This window comes from endosymbiont of Galathealinum brachiosum (assembly GCA_003349885.1).
Taxonomy (GTDB): Bacteria; Pseudomonadota; Gammaproteobacteria; order SZUA-229; family SZUA-229; genus SZUA-229.
Genome location: QFXC01000013.1, coordinates 135,481 through 151,424, shown reverse-complemented (window position 1 = coordinate 151,424; position 15,944 = coordinate 135,481). Strand labels below are relative to the sequence as shown.

Genomic DNA, 15,944 nt, shown 5'->3' with positions numbered 1-15,944 from the left:
AACCTGTTATTGAATGCTATAGAAGTGTATAGGCTGATAATCAATGGATATTTAAAAAACTTATTTATATCAATAGGTTGAATTGCTTTTTTGGATGTTCTCAGATGTGACTAACATCAAGAAATTGATATAAAAGTCTCGAATAAGGCATGAGCTGATAGCTATATCGATAAGTATGTTCTAATATAGTGTTTTAATTGATTAGCGGAGTAAAACCTATGGCATCTATGGACATTTTTACATATGTGGGTATTAGCCTTGCTATAGCAGTAGTAGTTATTATGTTCGGCCTGTGCAAGTCTAAAGGCGGCTGTAATAATAAAGCTTGTTGAGGCTAAATGATTTAAGCCATTAAATGATAAAAATTCTAAATACCCGCTTTATGCGGGTATTTTTATGCACAGGACGTGCGGTATCTTGAAAATGCAGGAGCAATTTTCAAAGGTATGCACAGGACGTGCGGTATCTTGCCCAGAATGCAAGAGGTTGGGCAGGAGCAACTGCCAAAGTATGCACAGAAAATACAGTATCTTGCCTTGAATATACGAGATCGGGCAGGAGCAATTTTTAAAGTTTTGAATTGATATAACTAAAAAACTTACAGAAAACGAAGTGCTAATAATCCGCGTTTAGCTTCATTAAAAGCATCCAGTGATGTACACGGAGGGAAATAATCGGTCTCATCGGTAGTATTTGATTCAACTACATTAATGAGAGCCCATCCTTCCAGTGAAAGTTCTTCATGTAAAATTTCCATAGCGGCCGTGTGTGTTGGCACATTTACCCACGCATTTAGCTGACCGCATTTATCGGTATGTTCAGTGGATTGCACCTCTAAAACCAGATACATCATAAAAATAACCCTGAATAAAATCAAAAGCTGATTTTACCATTGATAGTTAGTGAGAGGTACTATGGTAAATCTATAATATTGAAGGTTTTAATGATTGCTAATGGATATTATAATTACCTTTCTCAAATAATGGTTTAGATATGCAGACTTATCAGCAGTTACAGAAAGACCTGGGTTATGAAATAGAGTTGCCCATCACACCTGACTGGTCTGCTGCTGCAGATTTTCTTTTTCTGATTAAAGAATATTGTCAAAAGGTCAAACCAGAAGTAATTGTTGAGTGCAGTAGTGGTTTGACTACATTAACTCTTGCAAGGTGTTGTCAGATAAATGAGAAAGGAAAGGTGTTTAGTCTTGAGAACGGTCATGAATATGCTGATAAAAGTAGATTGAATCTGGAAAATTTTTCTGTAGATAGTCAGGCTGATATTATTCATGCACCGTTAAAGCAGATTTTAGTTAATGATAGAAATTATGACTGGTATGAACTAAAAAACTTACCAGATGTAAAAATTGATATGCTCGTGATTGATGGACCACCGGGCTTTATTCAGAAACATTCACGCTTTCCTGCTTTGCCTTTATTATTTGATCGCATGGCAGATGAATCAATCGTATTTCTGGATGATGCGGCCAGAGAAGAAGAAAAGGAACTCGTTGAAATGTGGTTATCGATGTATTCCGAGATAGAACATGAATATATTGAAACTGAACGAGGTTGTTCGGTATTAAGGATAAATAGAACCTGAGATAGCGCTATTCATGTGTTTCTGCGGGCTGGTCTTAAAATTTAAAAAGGGCGATCTTATTTACGATGCATTATAGTTAATAGTAAACTCGTTTAATGCCGCTTGTAGATTACCTTTAGCTGCTATTTTTTTATAAAACATATCAAAATCATGGACCGCATTTTCGAGAGAAAAATTCATTTTACTGGTTTTGTCTTTTAGAAATAGCTCAATGTTAAACTCAATAGTATCTACGTAATCTTCAGCTATTTCTATGGCTGATTGCTCTTTTTTACCACCTAAAAGAATGCCTTCTTTATATGCTTTCATAATTCCATATTCTTCGCGTTTACTAAAGCTGTCTATTGTTTTTTGCTTGTCTCTATTGAGGTGAACATAAAATGCATCATTTCCATAAATTGAATCCAGACGACCTAAAAACCAGGAAAGTCGGTTATCGGCTTCAATATGTCGAGTAGGATAAGCAAAGCGATTAATGCCGACGTGAGTAGACAGTGACTCGTGTGCAGAGCTAAAGTTTGTGATGTGTTCACAGGCTTTGATAAAGGTTGTAGAGCCGCAACGTCCGGTATTTAGAATAAAAACATTCATATTAGTGTTTTATCTCAGATAAAATTTTCTGCCATAATGATACATCATCGTTATAGGACATAATTGCATTAGCGATCTGCTTAAGGTGTTTATTTTTAGTGTCTTCGGATTTAATTATTTCATAAATTCGAGCGTTTTTACCAAAATTAAAATCAATATTATCAATAAAATGATTAAAATCTGAAAATGCACTGGTTTGATTATTCGAATCGAATTCAGATGTATTATGCCATTTTTTTTCCAGATTATTCAGTAACTCTCTAAGAGAATCTATTTTAACTGAAATTTCCCTGTGTTTTATAGTGTACTTTTTTTTCATTGAAACAATGGTTTTATGTATGGTATCTGACAATACCTCATAAGAAACATTTGTTTGAGGGTATCCTTTATCGGTTAATTCAATCATTGTAAATAACATTACATCACCAAAATATTGCCGGGTGAACTCGCCTGATAAGTCTATCTGGTTGTTCTGGCGAGTGACTCCCGGCCTGAACTCTGACTGGCCGATGGTATTGACTGTTCGTTTATGTAACATGGGTAAATTAGCTGAAACGAAATGATCACCTAATTCTGCTTTGATGATACGACCTAGTACGGGGCCAGCCATTCGCAGTTTTAGATTGGCAAAAGGAATAAAGTACTTCAGGTTTTCAGGTTTGAATATGTAATTTCCGGTATAGATAGTTCTTGCTGATTTTATGCTGTTGATTACGTCTTCATGTTGATAGTAACTTTTACGAGTTGGGTGTTCGCCATCAAAAAAATGCTTTAGTTTACCGGAAAAATGATTAAAGCAATCAATATGGTTGTGTGTGTTTTCCAAAGAACAGTGATAGTCATAATGATCTGATGAGGGCTTAAAACCAAATAGTTCGGCCATATCATGATAAGACGCGTCATTTGAGTTATTTTTTACGTCATTGTGGAATTCACAGGCCTGTCCAGCCTGTAACATTGATAGCTGTTTTACAAAGTAAATTAAATCCTCCAGAAATGTACCAGCCATAACGGCAGGTGAAACAGGTGGGTCGCCCACTACCTTGCCTGTTAGTATGCTTATCTTACTGTTTGAAAATATTTTGTTCAGATAATGGAAGTAATTTATACAATAACATTCCCTGTGTTTATTAGAGGTTTGAATGCTAACCTGAAATTCCTGATCGCTATCGATAAAATAGAATAATGTTGGCTCGTTTCTATTCTGTAGTTGTTGTAATTTTAGATAGGTTATATTGCGTGTGATTGATGCACCCTTATGGAAAAAATTATCAGAAGTAAAATCACCAGTGATATTTTTTGTTTTTCGATTGTCCAGTTGAGATACGATTTCTTTTTGTTGTTCCAGACCAAAGTAAATTACTTCCAGGCCTGAATGTGTGAAATGTTCAGCCATTTCTCTGTTTTTTATTATATTTTCAGTGTTCTGACTGTCATCTGCAATTAATACACTGATTTTTTTAAATAGTCCATTTTCAAAGCCACCATAATTATATTTAGTACAAAGCTCGAAGATGCTATTGAGGCAGGATTTTAGGTGTTGCGGCCTGTCTGCTACAGGAATGGCTATAATGAAATTATATCTTGTGTCAGGTGTTTTATCAGAAGAGATAATGTTTTCCAGGTCATGGAATAGATTCTGGTAATCCCTGAGTTCTGTCTCAGCGATTTCATTTTTCCACAGATTTTTTTCAATAAGTGGGATGGCCTGGTTGTAAAGATTAATTAATTCTTTTGCGTTGTCAGTGTCATTAAGTTGAGTGGAAAGTGCTGCTATTGTGTCATCACTTTGGTATAAATTGAGCAGTTTTTTTAGACTGTTGTTCTTATGCATTCAGGTAAATTCATTAACGTCTGGATGAGTAAGTTGGAAATAAATCTTTATCTATAATGATTTCAATTAAGTTAATCGAATTTTGATAGTCAATATTTTCAAAAAGACCATCCAGGTCACTTGTGAGCTCTACTTTTTTATATTCTATGCCAAAGGAATCGGCTAATAACTTATAGTCAGGATTAACAAAATCACAGTCAATAAAACGTTTTTCATACTGCTGGAACTGGTTTTTTCGTATTAGCCCCATTGTAGAATTATTAAACATAATAACAGTAAGCGGAATTTTATAGTTTACAGCTGTCATTAATTCCATGCAGCACATTTGAAATCCACCATCACCTAAAACTGCTAATGTTGGATGTTTTATCGCAAAACGTGCACCTATTGCAGCAGGTATAGCGTGGCCGAGGGAAGATATACCTGAGTTCGAATAGTACCTGTTTCCATTTGAAACATTAAAAAAGTTCTGAGCAAAAATTATATTGTCGTCAAAGATCATCATATCTTCAGAAAAATGACTTTCCAGTTCATCAAAGAATTTTTTAATTAATGAAAAACGATCATTAAATAATGCTGCGTCACTTTCAGTCGGGATATCATGCTTAACTTTAGTGTATGACTTTTTCTGAATACGCTGAACATTTAGTGAATCAAGTACACCTGCTATTACCTGTTTGATATCACCTAGAATTGGCAAGTCAGCCTTAAAAACTTTTTCAAGTTGCTCAGGGCTGGTATCGACCTGGATTATTTTTTTGTTTTCGAGTAAATTTTTATCCCATAGATAACTGGTTCGTTCATTAAAGCTAGCACCCAGAAAAATGAGTAAATCTGATTTTTCAATAATGTAATTTCGTGCTTCACTATATGAAGTTACGCCCAGACTGCCCAGAGAGCGTTCAGACTGTTCACTGATTACGCCTTTGCCTTTCAGGCTTGTGGTGACTGGAATGTTTAATAATTCACTTAGCTGGTCTATCTCAAGTTGCGCATCGGCTTTAATGCAACCGTGCCCGGCAATAATAACCGGTTTGTCAGCCTGTGTTATAAATTGAGTGAAATCTTCTACGGGTAATGAGTTGTTACGAATGGCAGTGATGTGTCTTTTTGTGATGACAGCATCCAGAATGCTGTCATCAATCATTTCTTTTTGAACGTTATAAGGGAAACTTAATAATACGGGGCCTGAGCTATCTGATAATAAAATTTTAGATACCTGGTTAAGTACATTTTCCAGATAATCTGTGCGTTCAATAACCTTATTGTAGCGGGTGATGCCTTTGAATAGAGCATCCTGATCTATGCTTCCGCCTTCACCAGAGCTTTCCTGTAATCCGCCTTTTCCAAAAATATAGGTAGGCGCCTCACCGGTAATAATAATGACTGGAAGTTTATCGGCATACGCATTAGCAATGCCGGTAACCAGGTTGGTTGCACCTGGCCCAGCGGTTGTTATACAGGCTGAAATTCTGTTAGATGCGCGTGCACAGCCTCCCGCCATAAAAGCAGCACCCTGTTCATGTTTTGCAAGCACGCTTTGAATGTCTGAGTTATACAGGCTGTCGTATACCGGAAGTATGTGGGCTCCGGGCATACCAAAGATATATTCAACGCCAAGGCGTTCCAGATATCTGACAATGAGGTCGCTAACTTTAATTTTCATGAGGGGGCTAATTTTAGCTGATTTTTATCAGATTAAGAACGATTTTATAAGTTGTATTAAAAGCTATACTATTTGTATTGATTTGCTGCAATACGTAATTTGAATACAAATACCTAAGGACCTGTAAATGATATGAAAACAGTCACCGATATTATGATCCATAATGTTTTGCATGTTAAAGAGTCGGATAGTATTCATCACGCAAGGATGATTCTTAAAGATAAGGGAATACGGCATTTACCCGTTGTAGATGATGAGTCAGGGTGCTTTACAGGTTTATTAACACAGCGCAGTTTACTGAATCATGCTTTTAATATTGTTGAAAAATTTGGATTAAGTGGTCTGGAAAAGCGTGAAAGCAGAACAGCTGTTAAAGAGATCATGTCTACAGAATCTATTACTGTTGAGCCTGATGCTGGTTTAATCACTGTGGGTGAGTTGTTTATTACAAAGAAGGTGAGCTGTTTACCCGTGGTAAAGCAGGGGGAGTTGAAGGGTATAGTGACATCAGTCGATTTCGTTAAGTTGGCGCTGCATTTGCTGAAATAGAAAATGCTAAGGAACATCTCTATCGGGGATAGAGCATCTTTAACGCTCTGTCCCCTTAACCCATACCACCAAGAGCTGGCAGTATAGATACCCGACTCCATAAACTCTTGATGGCTTAAACCAGGGTCAGAGCCGGAAAAGCACCGGGTCTAACCCCAAGGACGATATTCCTTAGCAGGGTAAAAACGTTATCTTAAGCGACCGCTTCCTCTTCAAATCGAATCATCTCAATGTTCCAGTCACAATCTTCAGAAGCCGTTAATATCAGACATGATGGACCACCGCGTGTACGAGTTGCGCCAGCAGCTCCGGGATTAATAACCCAGGGATTGGTCTCATCATCTACCAGCATGGTATGAGTATGCCCATATACAATTACTTTTGCGTGAGGGTGGCTCATTCTTAAAGAAGTATGGTCTGGCTGATGCATGCCATGTTTGTGACCGTGTTCAATTGCTACAATGCCTCCGGGTAAATCAATTTCAGCGATTGCAGGCAGGCTATTAACAACGGATTTCTCATTCTCTGCCCACAAACTTGCTACATCATTATTACCGGTAACAGCGGTTACATTTGGGCATATTGCTTTTAATTGATCAAGGATATGTGCGCCACAGATATCACCCGCATGGATAATCTGATCACAGGATTTTATCGCATTTAAAATGTCGGGGCTGATAACGCTATGGGTGTCAGAAACGATTGCAACTCGACGTGTACTTGATTTGGGGGGTATCATGGCTTTGATCTTTTATGCATTAATAAAAAGCCGCCAGGCAAGCTGGCGGCTAAAGAGACGTTGTTTCCTAGAACTATAATAATAGTCCTATACTTCGGAAAAGAAATCCCCCGAATGGAGTAGATAAATTCAGGGGTTAGAAAATTTACTGTTGATCTTGAAGCGAAAAATTAGTCATCAAGAGCCGCTTTGCGGGCCTCTTCAGCTTTTTGATTGTGCTTGTCTATTTCAACTTCTTTACGGTAAGCCAGTATGTCTTTACGTTCTTCAGTGCGTTTGTCATATGCTCCATCACGTTCCTTGATAGTCAGCTCACCAAATAAAACCTGCTTCATTAGAGCGAAACCAAACTGCATTAGAGCGATATCATCTTCCGCATATTTTGAAAATTCTTCGTCGGTAACCTGATACATGCTCTTAAAGCTATCACTACCAACAAAACGGCGGAAACGATCAACATCATAACTTGCCATAAAGAATAACTGCAGGCTCATATCTGATGGTGCACCAATGGTAGGACCCGTCGATTTTTTCTTTAGAATGATGCGATACCAGTCACGATTCAATTCATCGAACTCTTCCACCACCTGTTCTTTACGATAGTCTGCAATTGTGATTTCACGATCTTCATCATGGCCTTTACAGTGTGGCTCTTTAACCATTAAGAAGTGGCGTTCATCTTCGCTTTTACCCAATGCGCGCATAGATAACAGGCCTGATGGGTAGTATCGACAAGCAGTAGGGCGGTCTTCATAAATAGAGCATCCCTCTTCTTTCATAAATAAACAGGCGCCGTCATCAGTCGTTCGCAGTTTTATACCCGGGATACCATGTGCATCAATTTCAAATGGAACAGTGTATGTATTTAAGAATTCAGATGATTCGATATTCAAATGATTTTTCATTCGAATAATGTCATAAGGGGCTAATGAAACATCAGCACGTGCGCAGCATTCGTTCCAGCATGAAATGCCTTTGTGGCACTGGAATTTAATCTTGTCTTCTAATTCCAGGCGTGTAGGTTCAACCGGGCTGTTATGGGGTAATTCGAATGTGTTTTCGCTCATGATTCGTGCTCTAAAGTATGTTCAAGTGTTAATTGGTTAAGTCATCAAATATGGGGTTAAATCTCTGAATTTCAAGAGGTTATTGCAGAATAAATGATGTTCTTGCTGTAAACAGGGTGCATATTATATTCTATTTCGGTGTTGCTTACTTGATATAGATAAATAATGTGATGAACTGGATATGTATTTCCCTGTTACGGTTCATCTCCCTCGGGGACAGAGCGCAAAAAGCGCGTTCTATCCACGAGGGAGATGCTCCTTAACAAGCGTGATCATTCTCTGATACCAGGTAAATATGACTGGATCAGTTTACTTTTGTATTGCCCACAAAAAAACGGGCCCCTTTCGGAGCCCGTCTCTTAATCTAACAATTCAAATAAAGCTTATTTGAAAAGTTTAGACTTATCTACCAAGTCAACGTGTGCACGTTTGAAACAAGTAAACTTACCAGTTGTCTTGTCATAGATAGAGTTTACGAAGCAATGCCAGTTTTCTTCATCAACGAAGTTCTTATCCGTACGATAGTAGAAACCAGGGTAACGAGATTCTTGACGGAACTCGATGTGCTTCAAGTGAGCTTCTGCAGTTAAGATACGGTGATAGTTTTCCCAGGCACGTAATAATTCGTGTAGGTCTTTAGCACGTAGCTTTAATGAATCTTCTTTAAGCATGTCGATTTTCTCGCCAGCTACTTTCATCATCTCTGCATTAGTGTTGTAGTAAGTTGCAACACCAGCTACATATTCGTCCATGATTTTCTGTAGACGGAACTGAAGCATTTTAGGAGTGATGTAGTTAGGATTCACATCAATAGCAGTTGAGTAATCTTTAAACTCAAGGAATGTCTTAGCTGGACGTACGATCTCAGCAACTAAATCATCAACTGAAGCATCTAGCTCAGGAGTGAAGTCTTTGTTGTCTAAGCAGTACTTAACCATAGCTTTAGCAGCTAAACGGCCTTCAGCGTGAGAACCTGAAGAGAACTTGTGACCAGAAGCACCAACACCATCACCAGCTGTGAATAAGCCAGGAACAGTAGTCATACCACGGTAGCCCCAGTTCCAGCCTTTAGGAAGGTGATCAGGAACGCCAGCTTCAGTTTCTTCCATTGGTGCACCAACATCATCAGGACCAGAAGTCCAGATTCCGCAGCAACCAGAGTGAGAACCTAACAGGTATGGTTCAGTAGGCATTAATTCAGAGTTTTTCTTCTCTGGCTCAATGTTTTCACCAACCCAGATACCACATTGACCAACACACATGTCAAGGAAATCTTCCCATGCTTCAGCTTCTAAGTGCTTAACTTCACGAGGTGAAAGTGTTTCACGTAGGTTGCCAAGAGCTGTAACAGTATCCATCCAGATAGGACCGTTACCGTCTTTCATTTCTTTAAGCATTAAGTGATTACGTAGGCAAGATGCAGGAACTGCAGCTGCGCCGTATGGAGGGTAATCGTCTAACATAGTTTTGTTCTTAACCATGTAAGCTTCGCCGTATGCGTTAGTTGCTTGAGATTTGAATAACAAGAACCATGCGCCAACAGGACCGTAACCGTCTTTAAAACGAGTAGGAACGAAACGATTTTCCATAAGAGTTAATTCAGCACCTGCTTCAGCAGCCATTGAATATGTAGAACCCGCATTCCAAACTGGGTACCAGGCACGACCAGTACCTTCACCAACTGAACGTGGACGGAAGATGTTTACACAACCACCAGCAGCTAAAAGGATAGCTTTTGCAGTGTATACAACAACTTTGTTTTCACGAGTTGAGAAGCCAACTGCGCCAGCAATACGGCTAGGGTCGTTCTTATCGTTGATTAATTTAACGATGAAGATACGTTCTTCAATGCGGTCCATACCTAAAGCTTTTTTCGCTGCTTCTGCAACGATCCACTTGTAAGACTCACCATTGATCATTATCTGCCATTTACCAGAACGTACAGGCTTGCCGCCTTCCGCTAAAGTAGCCATGCCTTTAGAACCGTCGTAACGTTCGCCGTTTTCGTCAGTTTTCCAGATAGGTAGACCCCATTCTTCGAAAAGGTGAACAGACTCGTCAACGTGACGGCCTACATCGTATGCTAAATCATCACGGGTAATACCCATAAGGTCATTAGAAACCATACGTGCGTAATCAGCAGGATCCTGCTCATCGCCGATGTAAGTGTTGATAGCAGAAAGACCCTGTGCAACAGCACCAGAACGATCCATAGCCGCTTTATCAACTAATTTAACAGTAAGGTCAGTGCCTTCCATCCAGCGCATAATCTCGTATGCCGCGCCACAACATGCCATACCGCCGCCTATAAGAAGAATATCGTGAGACTCTTCAACAACGGTAGGATTACCAAAAGTACCTTCAGACATTATATGTTCCTCTGAAATATCTATATTTATTAATTATTTAAAAACCGGCAATTACTTGCAGATTAATTCGCTAGGATCGCCTGAACGGTAACCTTTTAGCTCGTCATGGTTGAAGAAGCCAGGCTTCTCAATGTTAGCCATGTCTGCTTCTGGCTTACCTGCATAAGGATCGATAGAACCTTCAGGAGTCGTACGGATTGGGAATTTGAAACGCTTCATAGTGCCGTTACGGAACTTGATAGTCCACATAATAGAGTCAGTACCACGTAGAGGCTGTACAGAACCGCCCAATGGAACTACGTCAGCATAGTGACGACATTCGATTGCATTTTGTGGGCAGATCTTAACGCAGGAATAACATTCCCAACATTGCTCTGGCTCTTGGTTATATGACTTCATAGCGTGACCAGTGTCAGAACCGTCTTTGTCTAGCTTCATTAAGTCATGTGGGCAGATGTACATGCAAGCAGTCTTATCTTGACCTTTGCATCCATCACATTTTTCAGTACGTACGAAAGTTGGCATTCGTATGCTCCTTTGCTGGTTTATTGTAATATTACATTTTTTGCAAATACGTCTGAATCAAAGTTGTATTAAAAATCTAAAACAAAATCTCATCAAAAACATTCACAGATTTATTAGGCCGGTTAGGCCACCCTGTTTGTCGGATCCGTCAGGCTGGCTTACCGGCCAGAATTCGTTTGGAAGCTCCATTTCCCCGGATGTAATTAGCTTTTAAAAAAGCTTTTTACGCCTTCAGTACAGGACAGGGCAAAGTACTGAAATTCCGGTTAGTCGCCCTTTCGGGGATTGAACATTAATCCCTTTAGTGGCAAAACACAAACACAATTATCTTTACCCAGATAAGTAATTTTTATTCAACTTTTATAAAGATTTAAGCCCTCTGTATAATTGCGAAAAGCATTTATAAAACAGATAGTTATCTTGTGCATTGATAACTATCAAATATAAGTGAATTCTTATTTAGAAATTAATATAAAACCTACTAAATTAGTCAACTTTTAAAAGTTAATTGTATTTTTGCAGGCTATTTGAATTGTTGTGTCCTGTCGCCAGATTTTTAGTCAGGTTATTTTGTCGGGGATAGTTTGAGCTGGCGAATGGTACGCCTGATACAGGCTTAGTATAGAAAGCTTTAAATATCTTTTGAAACCGGAACAAATGCAACTTCATCACCGTCTTCCAGTTTGGTAAACAGCTCTGCAAATTGTTTGTTAACCGTAATTTGTACAGCATCTTCTGCAAACATGCGTTCCCAGTGTTCACCACGCATACGTAGCAATTTAAGTAGTTTTTCAATATCTCGAATACTGCCGGGTAAAGGTAGTTCTTCAGTTTCTTTACGTGTGACCTTAAGCATATTGGTCATGAAGTACATAAGGCGGATAGTTGCCTGTCCTTCAGCTGCTTTGTTAGCAGGTTCACGCTTCAGGCCATACTTATCCAGTTTGGTTAGATATTGAGCCCAATTGGCATCGTAGTCAGTTCCCAGCTCATGAAATGTATCCCAGGAGAAAATACCGGAGTCGTAACCATCGTCGAAATAAAGACGAAGAGCATAGTTACCCTGAGGTTCAATTTTTTCCAGCTTGATATCGGCTTTGCCAAAAACGGGTTTTTCTGATGTTTCAATTTCTGCTGATTTGGCATGTGTGCGCAGATATTCGCTGGGTAATTTGAAGTTTTCGCCTTCAGCAAAACTAATTTCAAGTAATTGTGATTTCTGATGGAGTTTTATTTCTGTGGGTGTGTGCTTTGTTGACATGCTGGTTCGCTGTTGAATCTCGGGGTGGGGATTATAGCGTTATTCAGTGGGTAATTGTAGGGCAGATAAAGGGTGAGACACAAAAAAACCTGCCTGTTAAGGTTTAAGCCTGCAGGGGAGTGTGGCTGTGTTTAGTGCCAGTTAGAATCCAGTCCAAAATCAAAGCTGTTAATTTTATAACCTTCAGGAAATGCTTTTTTTAGTCGCGCTTCAAAGTTGGCATAAATTTCAGCTTTGTGTTGCTGTACATTGTAGTCTCTGGAGTTCTTAGTGATGTCATCCAGGTTTATATCCAGTTTGAATTCAACATCCGGGGCTATTTGAATATGTGCCATTTGAGCTCTCCTTGTGTTGTCATTTATATATAAATTTTAGCAGATGGTGGGTTTCTTTAGATACCGGTTGTCGTATTGGTTTTGGTTGTTAGTTTGTTTGCAAGCCTCTGGTTTTATAGGGATGTGGTTTTTGTGGTGACATCTGATGGAGAATTACTCGCTCTAATTTTCATGGGAACATGAATTCTGCTTAGTCGCCGCGCTGGCGACTTACTTTTCTTACAACAGCGTAAGAAAAGTAAGCAAAAGAACGCCGCCCTTTACTCGCTTGTTCTCATTAAAAAGCTAATGAGAATTCCCGAAAATTGTACCGAAGGCTTCCAGTAGTGTTTTAACCGGTCAGTTCATTACTCTGTTGCCGGGTCGTCCCGGTAAGCCGTCCTGGCTTATCGGGACTCAAATTCACATCCCTGTGAATTTGCCCTTATATGTATACAATTTTCGGCAAGCTCCAGAGGGGGGTAAATCAAAACCGATATAAAGTTTTCTTTAAAAAGAAAAATATTCTATATCGTCATTCCTACGAAGGTAGGAATCCAGCTACTATGAACACATAACAATAAATCCAGTATGTAGCTAACAGCAAGCCAGCATAATCAGCTTGTGCTTTTATTCTTTTGATTCATTTCCCCCATTACACAAGCTGATGAATGAGTTATTTTTGTGGGGTTCTCTGCGAGGATGTCTGAGCGAATTAGTTTTTTAATTCGTGAGTTCCGCAGCAGCCACAAAAATGGGGAATGAAGAAGGAACTTTTATTTCGCTTTTTAAAAAAAGCATGGGTTAAGCGGGGCGGCATTTCTTTGGTTACTTTCTTTTTGCTGTAGAAAAGAAAGTGACTCGCTAAGCAAGCGACACCATAGAATTCTAATTCCCGTTAAGTTAGGGGCTTGCAGATACGCTTACAGTCCGAAACTGCAGAAATCATGTGCGTCTTAAGGCTTAGGTTTGCAATTACAACAACTGTTGAAACTTTAAATAAATGCAAAAAAAAGCGCAGCTCCCCAACTCATCATCGGGGAAGCCGCGCTTCTAGTCTTTACAGGTTAAGAAAAAATCTTAGCCAAGTAAAGGAACAATCAACAGTGCCACAATGTTCATAATCTTAATTAAAGGATTAACCGCTGGGCCAGCTGTATCTTTGTACGGGTCGCCTACAGTGTCACCGGTAACCGCTGCTTTATGAGCATCAGAACCTTTACCACCGTGGTTGCCATCTTCGATATATTTCTTCGCGTTATCCCATGCACCACCACCGGTAGTCATAGAGATCGCAACGAATAAACCAGTAACGATAGTACCAATCAGTACGCCACCCAGTGCTTCAGCACCAAGAGTCAGACCAACGATAATGGGAACCGCTACAGGCAATAAAGAAGGAATTAACATTTCTTTAATAGCTGCTTTAGTTAACAGGTCAACCGCTTTAGAGTAATCAGGCTTTTCAGAGTAATCCATAATGCCTGGTTTTTCTTTAAACTGACGACGTACTTCAGTTACGATATCACCCGCTGCACGACCTACTGCTTCCATCGCCATAGCGCCGAATAAGTAAGGAATCAGACCACCGATAAACAGACCGATAATAACCATATGGTTAGACAGATCGAATACCGCAGACTGGCCATTAGCCGTTAATGTGTGAGTGTAATCAGCAAACAGAACTAATGTTGCAAGACCGGCAGAACCGATCGCGTAACCTTTAGTAACCGCTTTAGTTGTGTTACCAACCGCATCAAGTGCATCTGTAGTTGTACGAACATCTTCAGGAAGCTCAGCCATTTCAGCGATGCCACCAGCGTTATCCGTAATAGGGCCGTATGCGTCAAGAGCAACGATAATACCTGTCATAGACAGCATTGAAGTTGCCGCAATCGCGATACCGTATAAACCGGCTAACTCGTAAGCGCCCCAGATAGATGCACAGATTGAAAGTACAGGCATAGCTGTTGATTTCATTGATACACCTAAACCAGCGATAACGTTAGTACCGTCACCCGTAGTTGAAGCTTTAGCAATGTTCTTAACAGGTGCATATTCAGTCGCTGTGTAGTACTCAGTGATTACGATCATCGCAATCGTTAGAGCAAGACCAATCAGTGCTGCATAATAGAATTCAGTTGCACCAACAACAGCACCGCTATCTAGTGTTAATGAAACACCGGCCATCATTTCCTGAGTTACAAAGTAGAATGCAACCGCAGAGAAAACAGCAGCAACAATAGTACCCTTGTAAAGCGCATTCATAATTTTTGCGCCGTCAGACGTTTTCACGAAGAAAGTACCGATAATAGAACCGATGATAGAAACACCACCTAGAACTAATGGGTAAGTTACTGCTAACTCACCGATTTCGCTCATTACCAGACCACCTAACAACATAGTTGCAATGATAGTTACTGCGTATGTTTCAAACAGGTCAGCTGCCATACCTGCACAGTCACCCACATTATCACCAACGTTATCAGCGATAGTTGCTGGGTTACGTGGGTCATCCTCAGGGATGCCGGCTTCAACTTTACCAACGATGTCAGCACCTACGTCTGCACCCTTAGTGAAAATACCGCCACCTAAACGAGCAAAGATAGAGATTAAAGAGCCACCAAATGCCAGACCAACTAATGCATGTAATGCTTCTTCTTGTGAAACACCCATAGCCGTTAATATAGTGTAGTAACCTGCAACACCTAATAGACCAAGACCTACCACTAACATACCTGTGATAGCACCGCCTTTGAATGCAACCTGTAGAGCAGGGTTAATGCCTTCTTTAGCTGCTTCAGCAGTACGAGAGTTAGAACGAACAGACACATGCATACCGATGTAACCTGCAGCACCTGATAGTATTGCGCCGATAGCAAAACCGATAGCTGAATACCAGCCAAGAGCAAAGCCCATCGCGATGAATAATACACCGCCAACCATACCAATGGTTGTGTACTGGCGAGACAGATAAGCGATAGCGCCTTCCTGAACCGCATTAGCGATTTCCACCATTTTATCGTTACCCATAGGTTTAGATAAAATTGTGAAGATTGAAATAACACCATAAGCGATGCCGATAAAAGCACACACTAAAGCGATTAATAGTCCAGTGGACATAGGTCTAACCCCCAACTTATTATTGTTAAAAATTTATTTGAGTCAGATATTAAAGCAGCTTAATCTGGCTCATCGGAAATATTTAATTGCACATTTAAAGTATCGGGCTAAGTTTGCAAATCCATTTAAGTTAGCCGTAACTACTCAATTAAAATCGGATGGTTGACTATAGGCTTTATAACCAATTCCGAATATTGATGTTAATCAATTTCAACCCAGAGTTGTTCCAATCTGTAACGAGTTTTATTTATATGTGCAAAAGTATTTTATATATTAGTTACTGTTAATTCTTGACTCTTATCAT

At 39.6% G+C, this 15,944-nt stretch carries 13 protein-coding genes; 2 read left to right on the top strand and 11 right to left on the bottom strand.

What is annotated here, in order from left to right; genetic code table 11:
* Nucleotides 1-598 precede the first annotated feature (598 nt).
* Entirely contained in the window at nt 599-853 is a 255-nt protein-coding gene (locus DIZ80_13555) for a hypothetical protein (protein RDH81137.1), read from the bottom strand.
* Nucleotides 854-993: 140 nt separating this feature from the next.
* Here DIZ80_13555 and DIZ80_13550 point away from each other — a divergent pair, with 140 nt between their 5' ends.
* Nucleotides 994-1,602, top strand: coding sequence for a class I SAM-dependent methyltransferase (locus tag DIZ80_13550; protein RDH81136.1), 609 nt, complete (start codon nt 994-996; stop codon nt 1,600-1,602).
* 60 nt (nt 1,603-1,662) lie between these two features.
* Here the strand turns inward: DIZ80_13550 and DIZ80_13545 are convergent, their stop codons facing one another.
* Genes DIZ80_13545 through DIZ80_13535 form a run of 3 tightly spaced genes read right to left on the bottom strand, consistent with a single transcriptional unit; the run spans nt 1,663 to nt 5,693 of the window.
* A complete protein-coding gene (locus tag DIZ80_13545; GenBank protein RDH81135.1) occupies nt 1,663-2,193 on the bottom strand; it encodes a hypothetical protein in 531 nt (176 codons plus the stop codon).
* Nucleotide 2,194: 1 nt separating this feature from the next.
* A complete protein-coding gene (locus DIZ80_13540; GenBank protein ID RDH81134.1) occupies nt 2,195-4,027 on the bottom strand; it encodes a hypothetical protein in 1,833 nt (610 codons plus the stop codon).
* 13 nt (nt 4,028-4,040) lie between these two features.
* Complete coding sequence (locus DIZ80_13535; protein ID RDH81133.1) at nt 4,041-5,693, bottom strand: acetolactate synthase; 1,653 nt, start codon at nt 5,691-5,693, stop codon at nt 4,041-4,043.
* 132 nt (nt 5,694-5,825) lie between these two features.
* Between DIZ80_13535 and DIZ80_13530 the strand changes: the two genes are divergently transcribed.
* Nucleotides 5,826-6,242 (top strand): CBS domain-containing protein, encoded by a 417-nt coding sequence (locus DIZ80_13530; protein RDH81132.1) that lies wholly within the window; start codon nt 5,826-5,828, stop codon nt 6,240-6,242.
* Nucleotides 6,243-6,435: 193 nt separating this feature from the next.
* Here the strand turns inward: DIZ80_13530 and DIZ80_13525 are convergent, their stop codons facing one another.
* From DIZ80_13525 to hppA, 7 genes are all read right to left on the bottom strand, one after another.
* On the bottom strand, nt 6,436-6,981 hold the full coding sequence (locus tag DIZ80_13525; GenBank protein ID RDH81131.1) for a YfcE family phosphodiesterase: 546 nt from the start codon (nt 6,979-6,981) through the stop codon (nt 6,436-6,438).
* Between the two features lie 170 nt (nt 6,982-7,151).
* On the bottom strand, nt 7,152-8,048 hold the full coding sequence (locus DIZ80_13520) for a 50S rRNA methyltransferase (GenBank protein ID RDH81130.1): 897 nt from the start codon (nt 8,046-8,048) through the stop codon (nt 7,152-7,154).
* Between the two features lie 383 nt (nt 8,049-8,431).
* A complete protein-coding gene (locus DIZ80_13515) occupies nt 8,432-10,417 on the bottom strand; it encodes an adenylyl-sulfate reductase subunit alpha (GenBank protein RDH81129.1) in 1,986 nt (661 codons plus the stop codon).
* A gap of 51 nt (nt 10,418-10,468) precedes the next feature.
* Nucleotides 10,469-10,942 carry an adenylyl-sulfate reductase subunit beta gene (gene aprB, locus DIZ80_13510; GenBank protein RDH81128.1) on the bottom strand — a complete coding sequence of 158 codons (474 nt, stop codon included), beginning with the start codon at nt 10,940-10,942 and terminating at the stop codon, nt 10,469-10,471.
* Between the two features lie 631 nt (nt 10,943-11,573).
* Nucleotides 11,574-12,203 (bottom strand): hypothetical protein, encoded by a 630-nt coding sequence (locus DIZ80_13505; GenBank protein RDH81127.1) that lies wholly within the window; start codon nt 12,201-12,203, stop codon nt 11,574-11,576.
* Between the two features lie 131 nt (nt 12,204-12,334).
* Nucleotides 12,335-12,523 (bottom strand): hypothetical protein, encoded by a 189-nt coding sequence (locus tag DIZ80_13500; GenBank protein ID RDH81683.1) that lies wholly within the window; start codon nt 12,521-12,523, stop codon nt 12,335-12,337.
* 1,074 nt (nt 12,524-13,597) lie between these two features.
* On the bottom strand, nt 13,598-15,640 hold the full coding sequence (hppA, locus tag DIZ80_13495; protein ID RDH81126.1) for a sodium-translocating pyrophosphatase: 2,043 nt from the start codon (nt 15,638-15,640) through the stop codon (nt 13,598-13,600).
* Nucleotides 15,641-15,944 lie beyond the last annotated feature (304 nt).

Excerpts from the sequence above, each read along its gene's own strand:
- DIZ80_13555 (RDH81137.1), bottom strand. The coding sequence starts at position 853 with ATGATGTATCTGGTTTTAGAGGTGCAATCCACTGAACATACCGATAAA.
- DIZ80_13550 (RDH81136.1), top strand. The coding sequence starts at position 994 with ATGCAGACTTATCAGCAGTTACAGAAAGACCTGGGTTATGAAATAGAG.
- DIZ80_13545 (RDH81135.1), bottom strand. The coding sequence starts at position 2,193 with ATGAATGTTTTTATTCTAAATACCGGACGTTGCGGCTCTACAACCTTT.
- DIZ80_13540 (RDH81134.1), bottom strand. The coding sequence starts at position 4,027 with ATGCATAAGAACAACAGTCTAAAAAAACTGCTCAATTTATACCAAAGT.
- DIZ80_13535 (RDH81133.1), bottom strand. The coding sequence starts at position 5,693 with ATGAAAATTAAAGTTAGCGACCTCATTGTCAGATATCTGGAACGCCTT.
- DIZ80_13530 (RDH81132.1), top strand. The coding sequence starts at position 5,826 with ATGAAAACAGTCACCGATATTATGATCCATAATGTTTTGCATGTTAAA.
- DIZ80_13525 (RDH81131.1), bottom strand. The coding sequence starts at position 6,981 with ATGATACCCCCCAAATCAAGTACACGTCGAGTTGCAATCGTTTCTGAC.
- DIZ80_13520 (RDH81130.1), bottom strand. The coding sequence starts at position 8,048 with ATGAGCGAAAACACATTCGAATTACCCCATAACAGCCCGGTTGAACCT.
- DIZ80_13515 (RDH81129.1), bottom strand. The coding sequence starts at position 10,417 with ATGTCTGAAGGTACTTTTGGTAATCCTACCGTTGTTGAAGAGTCTCAC.
- aprB (RDH81128.1), bottom strand. The coding sequence starts at position 10,942 with ATGCCAACTTTCGTACGTACTGAAAAATGTGATGGATGCAAAGGTCAA.
- DIZ80_13505 (RDH81127.1), bottom strand. The coding sequence starts at position 12,203 with ATGTCAACAAAGCACACACCCACAGAAATAAAACTCCATCAGAAATCA.
- hppA (RDH81126.1), bottom strand. The coding sequence starts at position 15,640 with ATGTCCACTGGACTATTAATCGCTTTAGTGTGTGCTTTTATCGGCATC.